At 71.7% G+C, this 24,446-nt stretch carries 15 protein-coding genes and 2 pseudogenes; 6 read left to right on the top strand and 11 right to left on the bottom strand.

Annotated features, from left to right (window positions below):
• Positions 1–60 precede the first annotated feature (60 nt).
• On the bottom strand, positions 61–474 hold the full coding sequence (locus MDN94_RS24405) for a hypothetical protein (RefSeq protein ID WP_482727987.1): 414 nt from the start codon (positions 472–474) through the stop codon (positions 61–63).
• Positions 475–813: 339 nt separating this feature from the next.
• On the opposite strand from MDN94_RS24405, the pseudogene MDN94_RS24400 reads away from it, so the two are divergent.
• Positions 814–1,167 (top strand): annotated as a pseudogene (locus MDN94_RS24400) (glycosyltransferase family 2 protein); the annotation flags it as partial.
• 141 nt (positions 1,168–1,308) lie between these two features.
• Here the strand turns inward: MDN94_RS24400 and MDN94_RS24395 are convergent.
• Positions 1,309–1,782: a lamin tail domain-containing protein gene (locus MDN94_RS24395; RefSeq protein ID WP_482727986.1), complete on the bottom strand. Its 474-nt coding sequence runs from the start codon at positions 1,780–1,782 to the stop codon at positions 1,309–1,311.
• A 579-nt stretch (positions 1,783–2,361) separates the two neighbouring features.
• Here MDN94_RS24395 and MDN94_RS24390 point away from each other — a divergent pair.
• A complete protein-coding gene (locus MDN94_RS24390) occupies positions 2,362–3,285 on the top strand; it encodes an NADP-dependent oxidoreductase (protein ID WP_482727985.1) in 924 nt (307 codons plus the stop codon).
• A gap of 67 nt (positions 3,286–3,352) precedes the next feature.
• Positions 3,353–4,279: an AraC family transcriptional regulator gene (locus MDN94_RS24385; RefSeq protein WP_482727984.1), complete on the top strand. Its 927-nt coding sequence runs from the start codon at positions 3,353–3,355 to the stop codon at positions 4,277–4,279.
• Positions 4,280–4,360: 81 nt separating this feature from the next.
• Here MDN94_RS24385 and MDN94_RS24380 read toward each other — a convergent pair.
• The 3 genes and pseudogenes from MDN94_RS24380 to MDN94_RS24370 all read right to left on the bottom strand — a co-directional run.
• Positions 4,361–4,690: pseudogene (locus MDN94_RS24380) on the bottom strand (ATP-binding cassette domain-containing protein); the annotation flags it as partial.
• 243 nt (positions 4,691–4,933) lie between these two features.
• The gene (locus tag MDN94_RS24375; RefSeq protein ID WP_482727983.1) at positions 4,934–5,344 is read right to left on the bottom strand and encodes a VOC family protein; all 411 of its coding nucleotides are present in this window, start codon (positions 5,342–5,344) and stop codon (positions 4,934–4,936) included.
• Between the two features lie 121 nt (positions 5,345–5,465).
• Positions 5,466–5,864: a winged helix-turn-helix transcriptional regulator gene (locus tag MDN94_RS24370; protein ID WP_482727982.1), complete on the bottom strand. Its 399-nt coding sequence runs from the start codon at positions 5,862–5,864 to the stop codon at positions 5,466–5,468.
• 141 nt (positions 5,865–6,005) lie between these two features.
• Between MDN94_RS24370 and MDN94_RS24365 the strand changes: the two genes are divergently transcribed.
• Complete coding sequence (locus MDN94_RS24365; protein WP_482727981.1) at positions 6,006–6,851, top strand: NAD(P)H-binding protein; 846 nt, start codon at positions 6,006–6,008, stop codon at positions 6,849–6,851.
• Between the two features lie 210 nt (positions 6,852–7,061).
• A complete protein-coding gene (gene hemC / locus MDN94_RS24360) occupies positions 7,062–7,997 on the top strand; it encodes a hydroxymethylbilane synthase (protein ID WP_482727980.1) in 936 nt (311 codons plus the stop codon).
• Between the two features lie 99 nt (positions 7,998–8,096).
• On the opposite strand, the gene MDN94_RS24355 is transcribed toward hemC, so the two are convergent.
• From MDN94_RS24355 to MDN94_RS24330, 6 genes are read right to left on the bottom strand one after another with little or no spacing between them, the layout of a single operon-like run.
• Positions 8,097–9,671 (bottom strand): hypothetical protein, encoded by a 1,575-nt coding sequence (locus tag MDN94_RS24355; RefSeq protein WP_482727979.1) that lies wholly within the window; start codon positions 9,669–9,671, stop codon positions 8,097–8,099.
• Between the two features lie 34 nt (positions 9,672–9,705).
• Positions 9,706–11,367 carry a hypothetical protein gene (locus MDN94_RS24350; protein ID WP_482727978.1) on the bottom strand — a complete coding sequence of 554 codons (1,662 nt, stop codon included), beginning with the start codon at positions 11,365–11,367 and terminating at the stop codon, positions 9,706–9,708.
• Positions 11,367–15,557 carry a hypothetical protein gene (locus MDN94_RS24345; protein ID WP_482727977.1) on the bottom strand — a complete coding sequence of 1,397 codons (4,191 nt, stop codon included), beginning with the start codon at positions 15,555–15,557 and terminating at the stop codon, positions 11,367–11,369. Before MDN94_RS24345 ends, MDN94_RS24350 begins: the two co-directional genes overlap by 1 nt.
• Positions 15,557–18,412 carry a hypothetical protein gene (locus MDN94_RS24340; protein WP_482727976.1) on the bottom strand — a complete coding sequence of 952 codons (2,856 nt, stop codon included), beginning with the start codon at positions 18,410–18,412 and terminating at the stop codon, positions 15,557–15,559. Before MDN94_RS24340 ends, MDN94_RS24345 begins: the two co-directional genes overlap by 1 nt.
• A 4-nt stretch (positions 18,413–18,416) precedes the next feature.
• On the bottom strand, positions 18,417–21,293 hold the full coding sequence (locus tag MDN94_RS24335; RefSeq protein ID WP_482727975.1) for a DUF6603 domain-containing protein: 2,877 nt from the start codon (positions 21,291–21,293) through the stop codon (positions 18,417–18,419).
• Between the two features lie 33 nt (positions 21,294–21,326).
• Positions 21,327–21,827, bottom strand: coding sequence for a hypothetical protein (locus MDN94_RS24330; RefSeq protein ID WP_482727974.1), 501 nt, complete (start codon positions 21,825–21,827; stop codon positions 21,327–21,329).
• 1,090 nt (positions 21,828–22,917) lie between these two features.
• On the opposite strand from MDN94_RS24330, the gene hpnR reads away from it, so the two are divergent.
• The gene (gene hpnR / locus MDN94_RS24325) at positions 22,918–24,432 is read left to right on the top strand and encodes a hopanoid C-3 methylase HpnR (RefSeq protein ID WP_482728229.1); all 1,515 of its coding nucleotides are present in this window, start codon (positions 22,918–22,920) and stop codon (positions 24,430–24,432) included.
• Positions 24,433–24,446 lie beyond the last annotated feature (14 nt).

The following is a 24,446-nucleotide window of genomic DNA, read 5'->3' as shown; positions in this document are numbered from 1 at the left end:
ACGCGATACCACCGGCGATCAACACCAGGGTTCCGACGAAGAGTGTTCTCATGGCCTCTGTCACCCGCCCTTGAGTTCGCACTGGTACGGCCGCCCGTCGCGTGGCGTGCATCCGGCCGCTGTCACTTTCCAGCCGGTCGGGAAGTGGGAGAGGAACACCGTGTCCTTCTCGAGCACGACACGGGCCTGATCGCCGTACACGTCGACGCGACGCACCGCACCGGCCTCGGTCAGCCCCGCTTCCCCGATCGCCTGCTCACAGGGGCTCTTGCCCGACTGCTCCAGCTCTTCCAGTGTCTCCGGCGCTAGGGCGGCGCACATCCGTGCGAACTCAGCAGCGCCCAGAGCCTGTTCGAAGGCTGTCACCTCCGCGGTGACATCGTCGCGCCTCTCGTCGAGCGAGCCGCAGGCGCTCGTCGCGAGGACGAGCGCCGCTACCACGGCCGCCCGGCCGCACCACCACCGTCCCGACACAGTGCCTCCCGGCCGACTCAAGGCAGGCCGCGCCCACCGGGCGAAGACGTGGACAGCGGCTTGCCGCCCATGAGACGCCCAGTCACCTGTCCCCGCAATCCAGGACCGTCCAGGGGCCTCACTCGTCCGGGCCCGGACACGGACTCGTTCCGACGGTTCACCGGCCGGCCCGGTGCGGCGCCCCCGTCGCCCTGGGCGCCTGCCTGAGCTGCCCCGGCATTACCGTTCGCTACTTATGCCCCATAGGTGACGGGACATGCATGGTGTGATGACGCAAGGAAAGGTGATGAGCCTTCACTGATCGGCACACCTGACGACCACCGGAGAGACGTCCGCGCCATGACCACCGACTCCCGCACCACCGTCGTCGTGATCAGCCGCAACCGCAGGGAGCAACTGCTGCACGCCCTCGACCGGCTCATGGAGCTGCCCGAAAGGCCTCCGGTGATCGTCGTGGACAACGCGTCGACCGACTCGACCGCGGAAGCCGTCGTCCGGCGTCACCCGGGGGTCACGCTGCTGACGCCGGACCGGAATCCCGGGGCCGTCGGCCGTAGCCTCGGCGTCCGTCACGCCCGTACGCCGTACGTGGCCTTCAGCGACGACGACTCGTGGTGGGAGCCGGGGGCGCTCACGGTCGCCGAACGTCTCTTCGACGGGCATCCCCGGCTGGGATTGCTCTCTCGGGGCACCTCGGCCCCGGTACAGCAGTCGGCCGGTGCCTCGCGGGACTCACGGGGCACCGGCCGGGTCCGTGGCGGGCCGGGCGGTCAGACGCATCGCCGACGGAACGGGCGAGGTGGGACGCCTCGGCCCGCCCGGACCGGCCGCGCCTCAGTGGCGGTGGTCACGACCCCAGGACTCGGTGTCGACGATGTGGCCGCGGTGGTCGAGCAGCGTCGCCCTGTCGGAGCGCTCGTCCCAGACCGAGTGGCGGCGGTCCTGGTAGAGGTCGGTGCGGGTGTCGCGCCCGAAACCGGTGTGGACACGGACGGTCGAGCGGCCGGCGAGACGGTAGTCGTCGAAGCGGTACCGGTTGCCGTCGCGGTCGTGCAGGGTCCAGCCGTCGAGGTTGACCGGACGGCGGCTGTTGTTGGTGATCTCGACCCACTCGGCGTTCAGCGCCCGGTTGGAGCGGTGGTCGCGGCCGCGGTCGCCGGTCTGCACGGCGCTGATCTCGACCCGCGCGTCCTCGCGGTGCCGATGGTCCCCTTCGTGGGCGGAGGCCGGCAGCGCGACGGCCGAGACGACGGCACCGGCGGCGAGAACGGTCGCCGCGATGCGACGGGAGGTTGAAGCAGCAGACATAGGTGATGTCTCCTCGAAACTCTGCGCCACCCGCTGTGACAGCGGTGGCGGTGCGGTCACCGGCCCCTGACGAGCCGGCGGATCCGACTCTGCGGCCGCGGCGGGCACCGGGACCCGACGAACCCACCGAGTTACCGTTTACGGACATTTCTGTAACTGTCGGTTGTAGGGATCACGCGGACCAGGCCACCGTGACCCCGTCATTCGCTGACCTCCACGTCGACCGCCCCCGAGCAGCGGCAAGTTCACGCCCACCGCCGCACACGACCGGGCGCGCCACCCCGCGCACCACCCAGGACATCGACTCCCGTACCGGTAACAGCAGTTCTGCACGTTTCTTCGCACAGGGGGCCCGGGGTCGCACATACGCGTCGGCCGCCCCACGCTCCGGCACGAGCGCAAGGGGCCACAAGGTGGGCACGGGGGCGTGACAGGTACCCGTACCCGATCGGCGGAAGTGGCACCGAGGCGCTCGCGACGCAAGACGATCGGACATGTGAGCAAGACGGTCGGCCATACAGCGGCTCGTTCGATCTCCCTACGGTGAAGTCAACACACCGAATCCACAGGGAGATCCTGATGCGCGCTGTCATACAGAAGTCCTTCGGCGGCCCCGAGGTACTCGAGGTCGTCGAGGCCCGACGCCCCCGCCCGATGTCCGGGGAGGTGCTCGTCCGGATGCGCGCCGCCGCGGTCAATCCGGTCGACGCCGCCGTCAGGTCGGGCGCCTACCCACTGCTCGGCGAGCCGCCGTTCGGTGTCGGTTGGGACGTGTCCGGTGTCGTCGAAGAGGCGGGCCCTGGTGCCCGGTTCGCGGTGGGTGAGGAGGTGTACGGGATGCCGTTCTTCCCCCGCGCGGCGAACGCGTACGCCGAGTACGTCGTCGCCCCCTCGCGTCAGCTCGCCCGTAAGCCCGCCTCACTGAGCCATGTGGAGGCCGCGGCCATGCCCCTCGCCGCGCTCACGGCCTGGCAAGGGCTGGTGGACGCGGCGGCCCTGAAGGCCGGTGACCGGGTCCTGATCCACCGCGCGGCCGGCGGCGTCGGACATCTCGCCGTGCAGATCGCCAAGGCACGGGGCGCGCACGTTACCGCCCTCGCGAGCGCGGCGAGGCACGCATTCGTGCGCGGCCTGGGCGCCGACGAGGTGATCGATTATCGGACGACCGACTTCACCGAGGCGATGCGGGACGCTGACGTCGTCCTCGACTCCACCGCCCAAGGCGCGCGTTCGCTCCGGGTGCTGCGTCCCGGAGGCATGCTGGTGACCATCCTCGAGCACGGTGACGCCGAACTCGCCGCCGCGGTCGAGGCGGCCGGCCGGCGCTTCGCCGGTGTGTCCGTGGAACCGGACCGCGCGGCGCTGGAGGCGCTCGCCGTGCTGGTGGACGAGGGCCGGCTCCGTCCGCACGTCGAGGAGACCTTCCCCCTGGCCGAGGCGGGCAAGGCGCATGAGCTCATCGAGTCGGGGAGGGTGCAGGGCAAGGTCGTGCTGACGGTCTGACAGGGATACCGGCCGCCCTCGTCCTCGGGGGCGGCCCGTATCGTTCCCGGCGGAGAAGGGAGCGGCGATGGACATCCTCACCGAGGCGCTGGCCTCGATGCGCACCGGCAGTCCCGCGTCCGTCCGTACCGACGGCCGGGCGCCCTGGGGGCTGCGGCTGCCGCCGGTCGCGGGCGCGGGGTTCCACGTGGTGCTCCACGGCAGTTGCTGGCTCGTCCCGCTGGACGACACACCGCCGGTCCCGCTCGGCCCCGGTGACGTGATCTTCGTACGTGACGGCCGCGGGCACGTCCTCGCCGACCATCCCTCCACGCCGGCCGAGGAGGCGCTGCCCGAGCAGTACAGCGACGGATCGCCCATCGGGTCCGTCTCCCTGGGGGGCGACGGCCCGCGCGCCAGCCTGCTGTGCGGCAACTACCACTTGGACCAGGGTCGTCCGCATCCGCTCGTCAGCCGGCTCCCGGCGATCTTCCACCTGCCCACCCGGCACGGCCGCCATCCGGAGCTCAGCGCGGCCGTGCAGCTCCTGGGGGCCGAGTTGGACAATCCGCGCATCGGCTCCGACGGCATCGTGCCCTCGCTGATCGACTCGCTGCTCCTGTACATCCTGCGCGCCTGGCTGGACGACCAGCCGGCGGACACCGCTCAGGGCTGGGCCGCGGCCCTGCGTGACACCGCTGTCGCCCCCGCGCTGACCGCGATCCACCAGGCACCCGGGACGCAGTGGACGGTCGAGTCCCTGGCCGCCCGGTCGGGTCTGTCCCGGGCGGCCTTCGCCCGCCGCTTCAACGTGCTGGTCGGGGAGCCGCCGATGGCCTACCTGACCCGCTGGCGCATGACGACCGCCGCGCGGTTGCTGCGCGAGTCCGACATCCCGCTGACGGCGGTCGCGGCGCGGACGGGCTACGGATCGGAGTTCGCCTTCGCCAAGGCCTTCAAGCGGGAGTTCGGGCTCGCGCCCGGCGGGTACCGGCGCCAGGCACGCGCCGCGTGACACCCGCCGCTCCCCGCGTGGGTGCCGACGGCGGGCGCTGCTTCTCTCAGGGGCGGTTCAGTGCCTCGGGACGGCGGGGCGTCACGAGATCCGGGCGCTCTGCGGCCGCGCGTAGGCCCCGCCGAGTGCCAGATCCCCGTGGGTGCCCGCCTCCTTGACGCGGCCGTGCCCGAGGACCACGATCCGGTCGGCGTTCTTGATGGTCGACAGCCGGTGGGCGACGATGAGCACCGTACGGCCCGAGACGAGCCGGGCCAGCGCCTGCTGGATCAGCGCCTCCGAGCGGGCGTCGAGCGCCGACGTCGCCTCGTCCAGGACGAGCACGCGGGGGTCGCGTATCAGCGCCCGGGCGATGGCCGGCCGCTGCCGCCGGCCGCCGGACAGGCGGGCCCCGCGCTCACCGACCACGGTGCCCGGTCGGCCGGAATCCGTCCTGCGGATCAGGCGATTGCCAGGGTTCCAGACACCGGATCCGGAATATGCCGACGCGTCCGACCGTCATCGTCCCGTCGGCCGATTCCACGTAGGCGACACCGTGTCGGGTCTGCAGCCCACGCCGGGGATACCGGACGGCGGGCGCTGCTCAGCCCTGAAGCCCAGCACCACCGGCCTCCACAGAGCGCAGCATCGCCGAGCGGTACGCGCGGTGGTCCGTCAGTGGATCGGCTGGCCGAGTCCCAGCATGTTGCCTTCGCTGTCACGGAACCAGCACCCGAGCTCGCCCGTCGCGCCCTTGGTCGGATAGTTCCCCTGGATCTCGGCGATGCCGTCCACGGTCTTCAGGCCGGGCAGATCGACCTCTTCGAACACCACGCCGCGCCGCTCGAGTTCGTCCATCGCTGCCCGGAGGTCGTCCACCTCCAACGCCATCTGCGTGAAGGTCCCGGGCGAAGCTCCCGCGGACCGGAACAGGGCGAAGTCCGCGCCACCGCAGCGATAGAGCAGCCCGCCCGGGCGCTCGTCGACGGGTTCGAGCCCGAGCTTCTCGGAGTAGAAGCGCCTCGCTCGCTCCAGGTCCTGCGCGGGCAGCCGAACGGCCACGCGCGCGCCGTCGAGAATCCCCATGTCGCCTCCATCCATCGGTCCGGACACACCGTGTAACTGGTCGTCAGCGCGATGGGCAACGGGCAGCGGCTCACAGCCCGGCATCCGGGGGACCCGGCGGCGGGACCGCCGACCCGGTGAATCAGCGGACCGGAACGGTGTCGTATTCGTGCCGCGCCTGCTCGACCTTGGCCAGGTTGTCGGCTGCCCATTCGGCCAGGTGCGCGAAGAGCGGGGCGAGACTGCGGCCGAGTTCGCTGATCTCGTACTCGACCCGAGGGGGGACCTCGGGATGGTAGGTGCGTACGACGAGGCCGTCACGTTCCAGTTGCCTCAGCCGCTGCGTCAGCACCTTCGGGGTGATCCTGGCGATCCGCCGTTCCAGTTCGACGAATCGCTGCCGCCCGTAGGTGTGCAGGCTCCACAGGATCGGCGTGGTCCACCGGCTGAACACGATGTCGACGACCGGCCCGATCGGGCAGGCAAGTTCCGGGTCGGTCGCGGCGGGTGGCGTCCGGGTCGCTTCGCGTGCCATGCACATCCCTATCGGTTAGCCACTTTCCTGTAGGTACCTACTATACCGCCGGTGTTAGCGTCCCCACATCGCCCGGACAACAGGTCGGCGGCACTGCGACCCGTAGCCCGTGCATCGGTAACCACATTGGAATACAGGGGAGTTGTCATGATCGTAGTGACGGGGGCGACCGGCAATGTCGGACGCTCGCTGGTACAGGTCCTCGCGGCCGGCGGTGAGCGGGTGACCGCGACGTCCCGGACCATCACGGACGCGGACGTCCCGAAAGCCGTCACGCACCGGGCGGCGGACCTGACCGACGCGGAGAGCCTGCGCCCCGTGTTCGACGGCGCGGACGCGTTGTTCCTGCAGAACGGCGGTGCGAGCGCGCACCTGCTGAAGCCGTACGAGATCCTGGACGTCGCCAAGGCCGGAGGAGTAGGCCGCGTCGTCCTGCTGTCTTCCCAAGGAGTGGCGACCAGGCCGCAGTCGGCCTCGCACGGGGACACCGCGCGCACGATCGAGGACGCCGTACGCGGGTCCGGCATGACGTGGACGATCCTGCGGCCCGGCGGCTTCAACTCAAACGCCTACGCCTGGGCCGAGACGGTCCGCGCGCACCGGAGCGTCGCCGCACCCTTCGGGGACGTCGGCCTGCCCACCGTCGACCCGGACGACATCGCAGAGGTCGCCGCCGTGGCGCTGCGTGAGGACGGACACGGCGGACGCATCTACGAGTTGACGGGACCCGCGCCGAGCACGCCCCGGCAGCGGGCCGCGGCGATCGGCGAAGCGCTCGGTGAACCGGTCCGGTTCATGGAGCAGACCCGCGAAGAGGCCCGCGAGGAGATGCTGCGGTTCATGCCCGAACCGGTGGTGGAGACGACCCTGGCCATCCTCGGCGAACCGACCGGCGCGGAACAGCGTGTCAGCCCCGATGTCGATCGTGTTCTCGGCCGTGCGCCGCGTACCTTCGCCGACTGGTCGCGGCGTTACGCCGCCGCGTTCCGATAGGGCTGCCGGGTCCGGGCCGTTGCTTCAGGCCGGTCCTTCCCAGGCGCGCGAACCCGCGGGCGCAGCGGGCGAACCGGCGGGCGACGGCCGGGGGTGTACAGGGGACGACGGCCCGCGTCCTGGCGCCGGCACAGCAACTGACCGTATCGGGACGGGGCGCGTCGGTGTCCGGGACCGCAGCGCCCTGTCCCGCGGTCTATCGTGGACGCCATGTCCACCCTTGACCGGATCCGCATCGTCTCCCGCGACTCCCCCATGGCGCTCGCCCAGGTGGAGCGCGTCCGCGCCGAGCTGGCATCGCTCCACCCCGGCATCACGACCGTGGTCGTCCCGGTCAAGACCACCGGCGACAAATGGATGGGCGACCTGTCCCTCGTCGAGGGGAAGGGCGCGTTCACCAAGGAGGTCGACGCCGCTCTGCTCGCGGGCGAGGCCGATCTCGCGGTGCACTGCGTCAAGGATGTGCCCGCGGACCGGCCGTTGCCGGCGGGAACGGTGTTCGCGGCGTTCCTGGAGCGCGACGACGTACGCGACGCGCTGATCCACCCAGGCGGCCTGACGCTCGACGAGCTGCCCGAAGGCACCCGTATCGGCACCTCTTCCGTGCGCCGAACCGCCCAACTGGCCGTCTCGCACCCGCACCTGGAGTGCGTGCCGATGAGGGGCAACGCCAACCGGCGCCTGGAGAAGCTGGCCGCGGGCGACGCGGACGCGCTGCTCCTGGCCGTGTCGGGACTGGAGCGCATCGGACGGGCGGACGTGATCACTCAGACGCTGTCGACCGAGGTGATGTGCCCGCCGATCGGTGCGGGGGTCCTGGCCCTGCAGTGCCGGGAGGGCGACTCGGCGCTGATCGGCACGGTGAGCGACCTGGGCCACCCCGGCACGCACCGAGAGGTCACCGCCGAGCGCATGTTCCTCCATGTGCTGCAAGGGCACTGCAACAGCCCCATCGCGGGCTACGCCCGGTGCGAGCGGAACGGTGAACTGTCCCTGCGGGCGAAGGTCTTCTCCCCCGACGGCAAGGTGATCCTCAACGCCCACGAGTGGGCCGGGCGCCTCGACCCCGCCACCCTGGGCACCTCCGTCGCGGTCGCGCTGCTGCGCCAGGGCGCGCGGGACCTGATCGACGGCATCCCCCACTGATCCCCTGCACAAGGACCGCCCGGGCGCCTCCACGTTCGGCACCCGCTGAGCCGGCACGGTGAGCTCAGCGGGTGAACTCACGGCGCACTCGTGGCGGGTTCACCCCATGGGCGCGGGGACGAAATTCCTCAGCCTGCCGCTCGCGGCAGCCCCGCCCTGGTCACGCGCGATGATGAGCCCGCCTCCCGGCGGCGCCGCCACCACGGGCCGCTGCTCATGGTGGAACGCCCCTTCACCGTCCGTCGTCAGGTCGGCCTTGGTGGTGACCGCGCCTGCGATGAACGAAACCTCCACCGCGGAACCGCTGCCGAAGGAGGCTCCGTCGACCACGACCACGTCGGCGGACTCGGTCAGAGTGAGGGACGGTCCGGCGGGTGGTGGCGGTTCGGCGGGGGCCTGCACCGCGACCGTGAACGCCGGGCTGTTCGTGACGTCGTGCGGCGCTCCGCCGGCGCACAGCCCGTCGGGGACGCCGCTTGCGTTGAACGTCAGTTGGTGGCAGACGGCGCATCGCCGCCACCCCGCTTCTCCGCCTTCCGGCGGTGGTTGGATCTGCACACCGTAGCTACCGCTCTCGGTGAAGTCATGAGGAGCGCCGTCGTGGCAGATCCCGCCGAAGCTCGGGCCGCCGTGAGCGAGGCCCTGGCAGCGGTGACACCAGTTCCAACTGCCTTCGGCGCCTTCGAGCGGCCCGCCGCTGCCGATGCAGTAGGCGCTGCTGGCCGAGAAGTCGTGCGGAGCGCCGTCCCGGCAGATCCCGTCGGAGACCGCGCCCAGGTTCATCGTCAGGCACTTGCCGCACCGCCTCCACCCCGGCTGTCCGCCCGGGAGGGAGGTGGGGAAGACGCTGTAGCTGTCACTGCCGCTGAGATCGTGAACGTCGCCGGCCGGGCAGGGCCCCACGTCGAACCCGGTGTACGACATGGTGCGGCACTTGACGCAGGCACGCCAGCCCGGTTGCGCGTCGGCCGGTCCGGCACCGGACGGGACGCTGTACGCGAGGCTCTCGGTGAAGTCGTGTCCGCCACCTGCGAAGCAGACCCCCTCCCCGGCCTCGGACGCCAGCATGTGGCATTTGCCGCACATCCGCCAACCGGCCTGCGAGCCGGTGGGGGTGTTGCCGAAGGCGATGAGGTAGGTCTTCACGCCGCCCGCGGTGTGCGGGACACCGCCCTGGCACGCACCGGCCTGCATGCCGGCCACCAGACCCTGGCAGGTGTCGCACCAGATCCACCATTCCTGCAACGCCGCCTCCACCACGGGCACGCTGTACTCGGCGCTGCCGGTCGGGTCATGGGCGCCTCCGGCGTAGCACAGCCCGCCGGGGTGGTTGCCGTCCCACAGGCACTGGCATCGGGAGCACCACCGCCAACCCTGCTGCGTCGCCGGCAGCGTCCCCATGGGCACGGAGTACTGGGCGTCGAACTCCGCGAACTCGTGGGCCCCGCCGTCGTTGCACACGCCGACGCCGCCCTTGAACGCGAGGCATGCGCACTTCCGGCATGCCCCCCACCCGGTCTGGGCGCCTTGTTCGGGCGTACCCCACGGCGCCTTGTACTCGGCGCTGGTGTGGAAGACGTGCATCCCGCCCCCGACGCAGCCGCCGCCGATGCCGAACGGGTTGACCAGGACCTGGCACAACATGCACCTGCGCCAGCCTTTCTGCGCGTCCATGAGCCTTCCTCCGTGTCTTTGCCGGGACGCCCCCTCAGGAGCCCCGGACCTCGTCGAAGCGCAGCCCGCTGTCGCCCTCGCCGTGGCCGGTCAGCTTGCGTCGGGCACGCCACAGGTGCCGGGACCCGTCGTGCCATCTGGCGTGCTGCCAGGTGCGCACGATCTGGACGCCGGAACGCGGCACTTCTTCCTCGTGCAGCCACGCGTCGCCCGCGGGCAACAGCGTGCCCGTCGGCATGACATGGGTCACGGTGCCGCCCTCCATCCGGGTCATCGGGACAAGCCGCAGCCGGATCGATTCGTGGTTCGCGAACTGCTCCGGCACGAGCGGGAACCAGTGGTCGGGCACTTCGGAGGCCACGTGGTACGCGGGCACTTCGGTCTCCGCCGCCGCGGTGACCTCGCGGGCCGCCCACTGCGCGAACCTGTCGCGGGGCCGGCCCTGGTCGTCGCAGACGACGGCCTCGACAGCCCATGCGACGTTGGCCATCTCGTCGCGGAGCAGCATCACCATGTCGGTCGGGGTGCTCTCCAGCGATCCGGGCAGCGACGGCGCCAGGAAGAACCAGGGACTTGTCGGCCGTTCCTGATCCGCCGTCAGCGGCTGATCGGCCTGCGTCAGTCCGAACAGGTTCCAGCCGTCCTGGTCGGCGGCGACCGCGGTGAGTTCGGTGGTCCGCTGGAAGACGTCGTGGACCACGAAGCGCACCACCCGGCTCAGCGTCGCGACGGGAAGCCGGACGGGCGCCACGAACCAGTCGTTGCCGTACACCGTCGCGTAGCCGGCCAGCATCAGCCTGCCCAGGTCGATCGGGGCGGCGTCGATCGACCCGGGGTCGAACCTGGCGTCTTCCATCTCCCAGAACCTCGGGGCGGGCATCCCGCCGAATCGGGCCGGGGCCGGTACGCACACCTGGTCCACCTGCAACGGCTCGGCGGGCCCTGCCGGCTGCCCGTCCACGGCGACGGCGTCCACGGAGGACCAGTCCAGCCGTCCGCCGGCGTATTCACTTCCCCGCAGTTCCAGCTCGGGAAGTCCCGATGCCCGCAGTGCGAAGCGGTGCTCGAAGCGGTGCTCGTCCCAGCAGTCGTCGGCCTCGGGGACGACCGCCGGCACCCGCGGCCGCCACCACGAAAGCCACTCCTGGGCGAGCTCGCCCAGCTGGGCCGCGGTGGAGGTGACGGGTCCCCGGCCCCGCAGCGCCGTGAACTCGCCGTCGCGGGTGCCGTCGTCAGCCAGCTTCTCGAGGCACGGTGCCAGCAGCGCACCGTCCGGCAGGGCCGAGCGCAGTGCCCTGTCAGAGGCGTCGACCATCGGCGCCGAGGGGAAGGGACAGTGCGCGACGAAGGCGGCGAGGTCACCGGCCCTGCCCGCGGCGACCAGTGTTCTGCGGAGCCGCAGGCCGCCCTCCAGCCGCAGCCGGGGCGAGGGTCCGCCGCTGTGTTCCTCGACTGTCCGCTCCAGCGGCGCCCTCGAAACGTCGAAGGGCTGCCACGACTGCGTCTCGGCGGTGCGGCACTCGTCGACCACGTGCGCCTGTGTCGAGATCTCGACCCAGGCGGGCGACGCGGCGTTCTCGTGCCGGTACTCGCCGAACTGCCACTGCCGGCCGAGCAGCCACAAAGGGTCTTGCGCCCTGGCCGCGAGGCCTTCCCCGATCCCGTGTCCGCGCGACGGCGTCTCGTAGCGGCTCATCAGAACACCCTCAGGGGAATGGGAAGCACCGGCGCCAGTTCGGGCAGGTCGGCCAGATCGAGCGTGCGGATACGAGCCATGAGCAACGTCTCCTCCACACAGGCGTGCACGTCCTCCAGGCACCAGCCACGGGTCAGATCCGGTGGCACTGCGATGAGCAGGGCCTGAGGTGCACGGGCGCCGGGCCGGTCGAAGTCGAACGCCACTCCCACCACCTCTTCCGGGCCGTCCGGGCCCGGTTCCCGCGGCACCGTCTCGGACCACGAATCCATCACCAGACCGCTGCTGGACGCGCCGGTGCCGTCACGCTCCAGGACAAGGGCGCACCGTGCCCTCGGGCCGGCCCGCGGTGCCGAGGTCGCCAGCCACTGACCCGCGCCGCCCGACGGAAGAGGCTGCTGGGCGACGAGCAGCACGGGAGGCGCGGACGACGCCAGCACCTCGCCGGCGACCAGCGCGCCGTCGAGGGCGTCCGCCTTGGGCCGTACCAGCGCCATGTCCCGCAGCCAGTCCCTCACCTCGTCCGCCGACGGCTCGGGGTCCGGCGGGGGTGGCAGGGCGGCGGTCAGCTTCGGCACCACGCGGAGCACCGGATGCAGCAGTCCGGACACGACCTCCATGACGCCGTTCAGCCACCGGTCCGCTGCCGCGGGGTCCGCCGCGGCATCGGGGGGCGAGAGCGGTTCCGCCAGGTCCGCCTTCTCGAGCAGGGTGTGCAGCCGCTCGGCGTCGGCCTCCGGACCGCCGGCGCCGGCGGGCAGTCCCAGCGAGGCGAGTTCGGCGACGATCGGCCCGGTGTCTCCCGTGGGGCGGGCGGCTGCCAGGGCCGCCGCCGCTGCCCTGACGCGGCCCAGCCACGGTCGGACCCGGCGGTCCAGGTCGCCGAGGTCGTACCCCCTCGACGGCGACACGGCGCCGGCATCGAAGTGACCCGCGGCGAGCGGTACCGCGCCGGCCAACGCGGCCCGCAGTCGCTCGCACAGCAGCATCAGACGGTCGAAGACCGGCTCGTCCACCGCACCTCGGGCAGCCAGCGCGGTGTGCAGCGACTGCACCGGAGTGACGAGGACGTCGAGTGCGCACAGGCCGAGGCCGGCGAGGTCCGGTCCGACGAGCCACTGGCCTGCCGGGCCGAGGCGCCCGCGCACCCATGCCTCGAGCCCGGGCTCCAGCGTGGCCAGTGGCCGGTCGTCGGTCCAACCCGCGGGAACGGTTTCCGGCAGGAGCACCCCCACGTGATGTGTGACCGCGATGCCGCCGCGGGGAGTGCGGAGCACGTCGAAATCCTGGGGCAGTTCCTGGCCCCGGCCGGCCGCGTCGGCCGCCAGTCCCGCGCGCAGCGCACTGCCGCCGACGAGCTGGTGCACGCTCTCCGCCAGGAGCAGATCACCCACCGCGTCGAAGGTCTCGTCCAGTTCGGCCAGCAGCCGGCGCAGCGCCGGGGCGTCCTCCCCGGGATCCTGACCGACCGCCGCGGCGAGTGCGGCGTCGTCGTCGAGTCTCGTACGGTCGCGACGCAGCGCCTGCCCGTCGACGACGTTGCGCGCGCCGATCGAGACCTGCGCCTGCGGTACGTCGGGGCCGTCCGGTTCCACCAGCGGTGCCAACGGGTACGCGCGGCGCAGACCGGCGACGAACCGGTCCAGCCGGGCGTCGTGCAGTGCCCGCTCGATCTGGTAGCCGAGCAGCGCCGCGACGGTCTGCCCGCCGCGCACCCCTTCGACCATGGCCTGGGCCCTGCGGACGCGGGCGGACTGGATGTCGACCGCGAACGAGCTTTTCGCGGAGTGCGCCTGCCACCCGGACCGCAGGACCGCGGCGGTCGTGGCGTGATGCAGAGAGGGGGTGACGACGTATCCCTCGCGCGGCGGATTCGGATCGGTGGGCTCCACGTCGGTCAGCCAGCCGTACGCGCCGGTGTGGATCCCGGTGGGCAGCTGGGCCCGTAGCTCCTCTAGGCGACGTGTGGACAGCGAGGACACCCATGCGTCGACCCGGTGCGACAGCGGCTGGAGGGTCTCGCGGAAGAGCCGTTCGACGCGAGAGAGGTCCTCCACGGCCTCGTCCTCCAGTGCCACGTAGGCGCCGAACAGGCCGAGCCATTTCTCCGCTTCGATGACGGCCCGGTTGACGGCGTCGGGCAGCGCGGGCCCGGAACGCAGGGTGTTGGAGATCGCGTTGTAGACCCACTCGGCATGGCTGTAGAAGAGGCTGACGGTGGGTTCTCTGCCCAGCTGCCACAGGGTCGAGGCGATCGGCTCGTACTGTCCGACGAACTCCTCCGGCACCGGCGCGGCGCCGGTCTGACGCATGTGGGCGAGGGCCTCGTCGAAGAGCACGAAGAGCTGGGCCAGCGGCCGGGCGTCCAGGAACGTCCGCAGGTCCGGGGGGATCTCGTCCGGGAAGGGTGCGATCGTCTCCGCCTCCTGAGGGAATGCCGCGGGGTCGGAGGGGAACCTGAACTGCTGCTGCCAGGCGAGGCCCAGGGTGGGCGGCACCGAACCCGCCGACGCCGGCGGAGGCGGCTGGTCCGTTCCGTTGAGGGAGTGCGACCACCTCGCGATCTCCTGCGGGCTCGCCTCGCGGCTGAGCAGGTCCAGCAGCACCGCGTCCTGATCCGTTCCTTCACCCACCTGGAGCGCCCGGTCGACGTGCTCGGCGAAGGCGGCGGCGAAGGATCCCACATGCCAGGCGACCGGGTCGTCGCCGTCGGCGCCTCGCCACAGATCGAGCGAGCTCACCGGCAGAATGCCGTACGGCTGCCGCCCGATGCGCAGCAGGGGCAGCGGGCCACGCGCGCGGACATGGGCGGTGAAGTGGTTCGCGGCGGTGGCGTACCAAGGGTCGGCGAGGGGGCGGTGGTCCTGGTTGCTGTCCACGGCCGGATGCCAGACCCCGGACCAGGCGGCGGTTTCCGCCCGGAGCCGGTGCAGCTTCTCCAACAGGGCCTCGTCGCCGCCCTGCGGGTCGCAGACCCGCGCCAGGACCGGGTGCCCGTCGATCCCGAGCGCCCGCGCCAGTCGTGCGGCCTCCTGCGGGCCGGACGGGTCGTACGCCGCCTGCCAGGCGTTCGCCACCTCCGGGTCCGTGGGGGTTCCGCGGGTGCGCCATCCGCTCCTGCTCTCCGGGGTGTTGTTGGTAGGGGTTCCGACGGGGAGCGGTGACAGGCCCTCCGTGAACACCCGGGCAGCGAGCGCGTCCTGGACACGCTCGGCGCCGGTGGCGGCGTCCTGGCCGCCGACACCGACCACGGTGAGCAGATCGAACCGGTCGGTGGGCGACTCGAGCGGGACGGATAGACCCATTCCGACGGCAAGCGCGGCCTCGAAGTCCACCAGCCAGCGGCTGTTCCGGTCGAAGGGCAGGGCGTCGTTCTCGTCGGCGGTGTCGCCGTCCGTCTCCTCGTCGGCGTCGCCCGGCCGCGGTGCGACCCCCAGGGGGAGGGTGTCGGGGATGTCCGCGCCGGTCGTGCGCCAGACCAGGGCGCCGTCGCGGTAGGCCGAGAACTCGAGGCGGTCCGGGAGCAGAACGGTCCGTGCCGCCCTGTTCCACGCCTCGCGGCGGCTTTCGACCTCGGGGAGGACCGGGTCACCCGGCGGTTCGTTCACCGGCGTGAGCGCTTGCGCGACCCACGTCGCCCGCTGACCGCCGGTCGCCGCCACCAGCGCGGCCCAGGCGGCCCGGCGCCGTTGCGTGTCGTCGCCCGCGGCGAACACCTCACGCCAGTACGCCGTGCCGGCCACCCGCTCGCCGTCGGTCAGGGCGGGCTCGTGGCTGTCCACGTGGACGTCGTCGGGGTAGACCCGGATGCGCAGCTCCGGGGTCCCGTCGTCACGGGTTCCGTAGACGGCTTCGACCCTCACCGGCAGCAGCAGGACCGGGCCGAGGTTGTCGGAGGGGAACAGCGGGGCGAGGCCCGCGAGCGCGTCGTAGGCCGCGGCCGCCCCGGCATGGGCCTCCTCGGCATGGGCGAGCGCCGCCGACGCGGCGTCGAGCGACGCCTCGAGCGCCTGCACCCTGGCGGCGAACTCCTCGTTCCCCGGGACGCTCGCGTCGACGACGGGGAGGCTGCCGTCCCGCTGACGCAGCCGGAGCGCGCCGGCCTCGGCGGTGTGCATGTTCCGCAGTGCGACCTCACGCGCGGCCCGGGTGGCGGCCAGGGCCAACCGGGCCTCCGTGATCTCGGACATCACGCACCACCTTTGTGCTGTACCAGCAGATCGGCCTGGACGGCGACGCGGAACGGCTTCTGCAGGGCGATCCGCGCGATGTCGGCGGCGTCGCGGTTCCACCGGGGCCCGTCGGCTGCCGCATCGCCCGGCGGCCCGAACGGGAGCCCGGCGATCGCGTGGGCGCGCACGACCGGCACGCTCGTGGGGGTGGGCCCCCCGTCAGGCGGCCAGGTCGCGTCGGCCCAGCTCGCAAGGTTCCCGGGAGGGGCCGGTGGCTCCGGTGGCGCGTCGAATCCGAAACGGATCCGGTAGCTGTTCTCGGCGAACACGAAGAACCACCCGGGTGCCTCCGCAGTCGCCGGGGCCAACAGCTCCTGCTCAGGGATTTCGAAGGCGTACGCGTTGGTCTGGGCGTCCACCTGGATAACGAAGGCCGGTACGAGCGCCTCCCCGCCTTCGAGGGGACGGTGGCGGCCCGCGCTGTCCGGCGGCCCTGAGCGGACGGCGGTCACGACCGTGCCCGGATAGCGGCGCAGCACGTCCCCGCGCACCAGGAGCACCGCGAGCGCCTCGTCCTGCAGCAGCCGGTCGCCCAGGGCCACCGGGCCGGTCCAGGTGTGCAGCGGCGCGATGTCCGGTGAGCCGTCGGGCCGCGGCCAGAAGGTGGTGAACGGGGTGCCGCGGCGGTCCGTCGGGTACTCGCGCCACAGCAACTCCCGCATCATCTCGTGGTTGATGCCGACCAGATAGGACTCGATGAACGCCGAGTTCTGCCGCAGCAGGGCGACCCGGTTCCCCGGCACCCCGGACAGTCCCGGCATGAGCCACTCGGGGTCGTCGTCCAGCAGGGCCAGTGCCGTCGGCACGGGGAACCGGGGACACGCCATGACCGGGTCGGTGGCGTCGGCCGGAGTGAGCCGTTCGGGTATCGCCAGTTGTGAGGCGAGCCGGTTCCAGTGGCTCGCTCCGGGCAGGAGCCCGCCGTGGACCCGCCCGGCGATCTGTGCGGCGGCGATCGGGACGCCGCTCTCCGACACGTCGCTGAAAGCCTGGTGCTCGGTCATGTCCGTCAGCACCTGGCCGGTCGCCGCCGTGACCGTGCCGATCTCTCCGGCTATCGCGGCCGCGAGGGACCCGACGTCGCCGGCGGCGATGAGGCCGCCCACTTCGGCCACGAGGGGCAGGGCGCTCACGCGGGCCTGCAGATCAGCGCCGCCGGCGGCCTGGTTGACATTCGCCACGTCGGCCAGAGCGCTGATCACCATCAGCTGGCCGGCCGCCGCCCGGGACATCACCGTCACGGAACCGGCCGGATCGACCGGCGGCGTCGACGGGACGAGCCGGCTGCCCGCCGGGACGTCCACCTCTCCGACGAGGCCGCGTGGCACGATCCCGGACACCGACACACCGGAGCGCCGTGCGAGCTTCGCGCCGGGTCGGAGGCGTCGCGCGAAGGCCGAACTCGAGACCCCGTCGGTCAGGCGGCTCATGCGCAGCTCCATGGACAGCGTGGTCGAGTCGCTGGTGCGCAGACGGGCCTGCGCGGGAGCCACCAGGGCCAGCACTTCCCCGTGTTGCAGGGGTGCGACGTGCCTCTCGTGCATGCGCTCGGTGACGGCCGTGGTCAACTCCACTGTGGCGTGACGGCGGTTGGCCTCACGGATCGCGCCGACCTGCTCCCACGCCTTGGCCATCAGGTCCTCCTGATGGGTGCGGACGTACTGTGCCCCGAGCCCTGCGGCGATGCGGTTCGCGACGGAGGTGTTGAGTGTGGCGATCCACGCCGGGTCGTCCACCAGGCGTTCCTGCGACACGTGCCGGGCGCCGTACAGGGGCGGCGCGAGCGCCCCGGTCCGGTCGTCGGGCGGCGCGCCGAGCAGGCGCTGCTCGGGAGCGTCCAACTGGGCCCGCAGTCGCTGGACCAGCTCGCCGGTGACCTCGGGGGCCGCCGCGTCGGCGGGTTCCGGCGGGTCGGCGAAGGGGATCAGCGCGCCCTGGACGCCGATCGTCCGGGCGGTGTCGCTGAGCGGGGCGCTGCCCGGCCACGGCGCCCGGACGTCGACGGGCCGGGCGGCGGAGACCCGCAGCAACTCCGGGTCGGCGGGCCGCAGCCGGGTGACGAGCTGCTCGAAGTCGCCGGCGGGGCCGGTGGTGAACGACCACTCGTGGTAGACGGGCAGCCGGACCGTTCCGGTGTCGTCGACGTTCCACGCGGGTTCGTGCGGCGGTACCTCCAGGCCGGTGCCGGATGCGGGGTCGAGCCCGGCGGCGACGCCGGTTCCGAAGGCCGGCACGAGACATGCCCGGTAGGTCACGCCTTCCGCGAGCCGCCTGGGGCACACCAGCCGGGCCACGGCGGGGTCGGCCTGCACCCCGCCGCCGGCGGTCATGCCCTCCCCCGGCGCCGACTGGACATGTGCCCATCCCCAGGAGTCACGTAGATCCGGGAGCCGGCCGATGTCGGCCTCGACGAAAGGCAGCCCGGGCCCCTCGGTCAGCGGAGCACCTGCCTTCTCCAGCACCACGAGCACCATCCACGGGCGCAGCCTGCCCTCGTTCGCCCGCGCCGGCGTCAGCACCCACGGCAGTTCGGCGGGGGTCACCTCGACGGAGGCGAGGTAGTTGGGTTCCACGTCCGTGGCGCCTGCGGCCGGTTCGGACCGGACGATGGAACCGGATGCGAGGGCCGCGATGTCGCCGGGTCCGAGCAGGCGCGTCTCGGGGCCCTTGACGACGTCCGTCTCCTCCCCCGGTCCCAGCAGCGTCACCGACGGGCCGAACGTCGGAGGGGGCAGCGTGCCCATGGTGTCGACGGTCTTGATCGCTTCACCCAGCGGCCCCTGGGCATACGAACCGAACTCCAGGTCTGCCATCGGGTCACATCTCCCACGCCTCGACGGCCATGAGCGCTCCGCCGGAGGCCGCGACCGCCTGTGCCAGTTCCAGGCCGGTCTCCGCGCCGAGTTCGCTCGCGGCCATCGACCACGTCGACGCCGCCGCCACCGGAGGAGCCGCCGCGACGGTGACGACCATCTCGGGGAGCGTCCACCAGCGGCGGTGTCCGAAGACCGATGCCGTGATCACCGACATCAGAGCTCCTGCGGCAACCGGCCCGACCACCGGCGACGGCGCCGGCATCGGTATGTCCCGGGCCAGCACCCGCTCCTCCCACACCAGGTCCACCGGGCGGAGCTCGGAGCCCGACGCGCCCGCCGGATGGAGCTCCACCCCGGACCGCAGGCGCACGAAGGCTTCCTTGGTCATGGACTCGTCGTCCGACCGGCTCGGCACGAACATGCCGGGCGCGAAGTCGGCCCTGGTCTCGACCGTGTGCTCGGCGGGTTCCCCGTCGGCGAACTCCCCGCCCGTGAGGTCCCACCGCTGAGCCGGCACAGGAACCCCGCCGTACCGCTGGATCTCCACCCCGAGCGGGACGACCTCCTGGCGCACCGACACCGTTCCGTACGGATCCACGACGGTGGCGTCCTCCAGAGCCTTCTCGGACTGCGCGGTGAGCTCGAATGTCGGCCGGCCGGACCCACGCGTGCGCCAGGCGGCCGGTTCGGCGAGGGCCTTGCGCAGATCCTTGCCGACATCGCCGCCGGTCAGTTCCGGCGCGGGGGAACCCCAGCCGATCTCGAAGTCGAACGAGACCTCGAACAGGAACAGGTCGATCGAGCCCCGCCCCCGGGCGAGGTACGGCGCGGGGCCCTCCAGGTGGAAGGTGAGGCTGACACCCATGAGGGTCCGACCGAAGGCCCGAAGTGCGATCCCCGCGCTGATGTCGGCGACGAAGCGGAACGGGGAGTACTGCACCAGGGCGTCGAATTCCAGGAACCCGCGCAGTCCGCAGCCGGAGACCTCAGCGACCAGTTCGAGGGCTGCCCCCAGTTGCAGGGTGTTCGTCGTGAGCGCGAAGTAGGACTCGCACCGCATCTCGATCCATGGCACCGGACACAGGTCCATCGACAGGCGTTGCAGCGGGGGGACGCCGCGCGGCACCGGGAAGCCCGGGTGGAACCCGCCCGCGCTGATCACGAGGGTCGGGTCGTCGCCGCCGCGGGTCAGCACCATGAGATCGCCCGTCAGCGGCGCCCCCACGATGTGGGAGCCGGTGAGGCCGGCGACGAACATGACCCCCGGTTCGGCAGGATCGATGAAGCCTGCGAACGTGACCTGCAGGAAGACCAGCGGGGCGGCCGGATCGGGCAGCGCGATCACGACCTTGCCCAGAATGGTCAGCCGGACCTGTCTGCCTGACTCGGCCAGGACGGCGACACTGCCTGTGACCATGCGGCCGCCCCAACCGATCTGGAACATCGGACCGGTGACGACGGAGCCGCGCGCGGCCGGAAAGACCGCGGGCAGGGCCTCGATCGCAGCGCGCCCGGTACCGGCCGGGTCGGACGGGAAGAGGATCTGTGCGGCGGTGCCGTCCGAGACCGCGCGCATCAGGGCGTCCCGGTCGATCCGCCGGTTCACGCCGACGACGCCGCCCACTCCGGTTATCGCGAACCCGAATCCGATCTGGACGCCGGGCGGCGGGAACGTCGCCCCCATGATGACGAGGAAGGACAGCGGGTCACCGCCCCGTGCCGGGGAGAGCACCCCGAAGGCGGCGGCGGACATCGGCGGGATGCGTACCGACAGTGCGCCGGCCAGGTCGTCGCCGATCCGCGCCAGGACGCCCGAGCCCGCGACCACCGGTAGGTCGAGCGAGACTCCCGCACCGTCGGGGACCGCGGGAAGCAGCTCCGTCGGCTTCGGCAGCAGCGGTGTGCCGAGCTCCAGCGAGAGCGGGAGGCTGAATCCGAGCCCGCCGACCTGGATCTCGACCGGCGCGGCCGGCAGGGCGGCGGTCAGCGACGTCTCGAACGAGGCCAGGACGGCCGTCGCGTCGGCCGTGTCGGGAACCTCGAGCGCCAGGTCCAGCCAGCGCCCGGCGGACCCCGACAGGCGGGTCCGCAGCGAAGGGCTGCCGCCCATGACGACACCGGTCCCGGGCGACGCGCGCAGGTCGAGCTCGAGCGGGAACGCCAGGTCGACCGGGAGCAGGCCGCGCAGGAACCCCGGGGCGAGAACCACTTCCCCGCCCGTCAGCACCAGGTGCCCACCGCGTTCGAGTTCTCCGGCGGGGCCGGCGGCGACGAAGGCCCCGGCGCTCACCGCACCGAACTGGACGGCCGGTCCGCCCTCGACACCCAGCGGCTCCGCCGGGCCGGTACGGGTCAGTTCGAGCTCGACACGCGAGCCGACGGCGAGCTGGTGCAGGGCTGGTGACGTGTCGGAGGAGAGACCGACGGCCAATTCCCCCGGCGTGTTGCCACCGACGACGAGCGTGAAGCCGCCCGGGAGGGGCAGCGGCGGCATCGAACCGTCGTTGAATCCGGCCGCGCGGGCGGTGATTGCCGGGTTCCCCCCGGGCACCACGGAAAGGAGCGCCAAGGCGCCGGTCCCGGACGACGCGACGCACGCCAGCCCGTGCGGTGCGTCGTCGGCCGCCGCCTCCCTCCAACCGTGCAGCCCCACGTGAGCGGGGCCCGAATCGGCGCTCAGCCGGTCGAGAACCGCAAGCACCGGGTGGTCCGGATGGACTGCTTGGAGGATTCTTCCGGCGTACGGTGACGCGGCGAACCTCTCGTCGACCGCGAGGCCGGTCAGTTCCTGCAGGACGGCGGAGGCAGCGTCCTGAAGCGCGTCCAGGAACGTGCGCGACAGGAGTCGGAGCAGCCGCGTGCCTTCGTCTTCTGCCATCGGTCGATCACCCGTTCCGTCGTTCTCCCGCGGTCAGGAGTCCACCCGGTATGTGACGTAGTAGAAGGACCCTTCGACGTCCGAAGAGGCGACTTGGGCGACGTGCCCCCGGTCCGTGTCGTCGGTGTCGATCCTGACCGTGCCGAGCGGGTCGTCGTCGTTCAGGAATCCGGAGTCCTTGTCCCAGAGTGTCAGCGACGCGGAGAAGTCGAACGGGATCGTGACGGAGGGGTGTTCCACCTGGTCTTTGTTCATGTCGCGCGTCTCCCCGTTCCCCGGCCACACGGAGTTGTCCAGCCCGCTCGAGGCGTTGACGGTGAGGTAGACGTTGTCCGGGTCCGCCTGGACCTCGTCCAGTGCTTGCACGAGACCGGGGATGGCCCGGACGGTGGCAGTGGCCAGCTGGCCTGCCTCATCGATGAAGATCTTCTCGAAGCCCGAGAGCAGACCCTGCACATGCGGGGTCAGATGGCCGAAGTCCGTACCGGTGGCCGGCTTCAGACACCAGAGCTCTACGATCGTGGCGGTGGGCATGGCGCATCTCCCTCCAGCTTTGCGTTGGCCGACCAGGAGGCGAACTGGGCGCCGTCGGGGCGTTGTTCGGTGCGGAACGCCTCCGTGCGGGGCCGGAGCCGTGGACACATGGCGATTGATCGGCCCTCGAGCGGGTCTTTGAACGCGATCCGATGGTCGCGGACGGTGTGGTGCATGGTGTCGGCCTCTCTGCGCCGCACAGTGGAGAGGCCGGTGTCGCGAACGCCCGGCGTACGCGGACAGCGACTCGCGGCGACTCCACGGGAAAGGGAAACCGGATACCTGGGCCCAACCGGCCCTGACGGTGGCCAAGTCGCAGCTTTCCTTGCTCTCAGCGTCCGCCGGTTCCGCTCCGCCGGCAACTCGGGTCCCGCCGATAACCGGTGCTCCTGGGGCGACTTGCACCTGTCGCTGCGTAACGGGAGCGTCCAGTCGAACACCCCCGGCGGGGCAGGACCCGGTGGTGCGACCGCGTCGCGAGAACGCACCGCGGTGGCCCGAGGAGCACACCCCCGGTCTGCCGGCCGTCCGACCGAACGTGCGGGCCTTTGCGCCGGCTCGCCCGTGGGCAGGACGGAGAAGCGGTCCCCGAATCACACTCGCAAGGCTACGGACCTGCTGTCAGTCCAGCGTCATCCTGCCGTCATCCGCCCGGGACACAACGACTCACGCCGGTCACGACGAACATGGCCCTGCTCGTGTACGAGAAGCGTCCTGGCACCGATCGACACGGCCGCCCTTCGTCGGTCCCGTCGGCCCGGTGTGTGCCGTGCGGCACCTGCGCCGGATGACGGGTCCGACACGGACGTGCAGGGGCCGACGGCCACCACCGCTCACACGGACGCCTGCCGCCGTACACGCGGCCGCCCCCGCTTCCTCCCGTGACGTGCCGCCATGCGAGTCGGAAACGAGACACGAAGGGCGCTGTCCTCCATCAGGTCCCGCGACTCGGATGTGACGAGGTGTTTGCTTGCCGACATCTCATGCCACCGTCTCGCACTCCGAGCAGCGCGGCCACGAGGGTGACCGACAGGCCCGGAGTGCTCGCACAAGGGTGTGGGTTTTCCTCTTCTACGAATTGGAGGCCGGCATGCGGTTGCTGTTGATTCATCCGAGCGCGCTCATGTACTCGGAGATCTTCCTGCGTCTTGAGCCGCTGGGTCTCGAGCGTGTCGCGGGTGCGGCACGGGAAGCGGGTCATGAGGTGCGGGTGATCGACCTGCAGACCGAGTCGCATACGGCGCTGACGCGCCTTTTTGAATCCTTCCGGCCGGAGGCCATCGGCGTTTCTCTCAATTACCTGGCGAACATTCCTGAGGCGATCGAGATCGCCCAGGACGCCAAGCGCAGGATGCCCGGCGTCTTCGTCTTCTTCGGGGGACACAGCGTGTCCTTCGTCGCCGACGACGTACTGGAGCAGGCCGACGGCGCCGTGGACGCGGTGGCCCGCGGCGAGGGTGAGACGGCGGTCGGGCCGCTCCTCGACGCCGCCCGCGACGGCGGCCTGTCCTCCGTGCCCGGGGCGGTCACCCTGGAGGGCCGGGGCCCGGCGCCCGCCATGCTGCACAGCATCGACTCCCCTCGCCCCGCGCGCGACCTCCTGCGGCACCGCCGCCGCTATTTCATCGGCGAGCTCGACCCCTGCGCCTCCATCGAATTCACCCGCGGCTGCCCCTGGGACTGCTCTTTCTGCTCCGCCTGGACCTTCTACGGCCGCAGTTACCGAAAAGCTTCTCCGCAGGTCGCCGCAGAGGAAATGGCGAGCATCCGGGAGCGGAACGTCTTCATCGTCGACGACGTCGCCTTCATCCGTCCCGAACACGGCGACGGTATCGCCGCGGAGCTGGAGCGCCGCCGTATCCGCAAGAGCTACTACCTCGAGACCCGCGCCGATGTTCTGCTGCGCAACAGGGAGATCTTCGAGCGCTGGTCACGGCTCGGTCTGAAATACATGTTCCTCGGTATGGAGGCGATCGACGCCGAAGGGCTCGACCTCTACCGGAAGCGCATCAGCCCTGATGAGAACTTCCACGCCCTCGAGACGGCGCGGAAGCTCGGTATCACCGTCGCCATCAACCTGATCGTCGATCCGGCCTGGGACCGGGAGCGGTTCCGGGTCGTCCGGGAATTCGCCCTTTCTGTTCCGGAGATCGTCCACCTCACCGTGATGACTCCGTATCCGGGGACGGAGATCTGGCACACCGAGGCACGGAAGCTGACGACCCGCGACTACCGGCTCTTCGACATCCAGCACGCGGTCGTGCCGACGACGCTGCCCCTGGAGGAGTTCTACCGCGAGCTGGTGCGCACGCAGTCGGTGATCAACCGCAAGCACCTCGGCCTGCGGACCGCGTTCGGCGCGGGGCGCATCCTGGCGGCCAACCTGGCCCGGGGCCAGACGAACTTCGCCCGGATGCTGTGGCGATTCAACCGGGTCTACAACCCCGCGCGGCAGATGGCGGACCACGGCCGCCCCGTGCGCTTCGAGCTACCGCTGCCCCGGCACGTCGAGGTGGAGGACCGCCGGCAGCTGTACATCCACGCGAGACCGACACCGCAGGGCCGCAAGGACGCCGCGCAGAATCCCGACGCCGTGCCCGAGTAGGGCGGGACCCGTGC

It is taken from the genome of Streptomyces sp. WAC00040, assembly GCF_056835925.1.
Note: the sequence above shows the minus strand (reverse complement) of the source record. Positions and strands in the feature narration are given on the sequence as shown.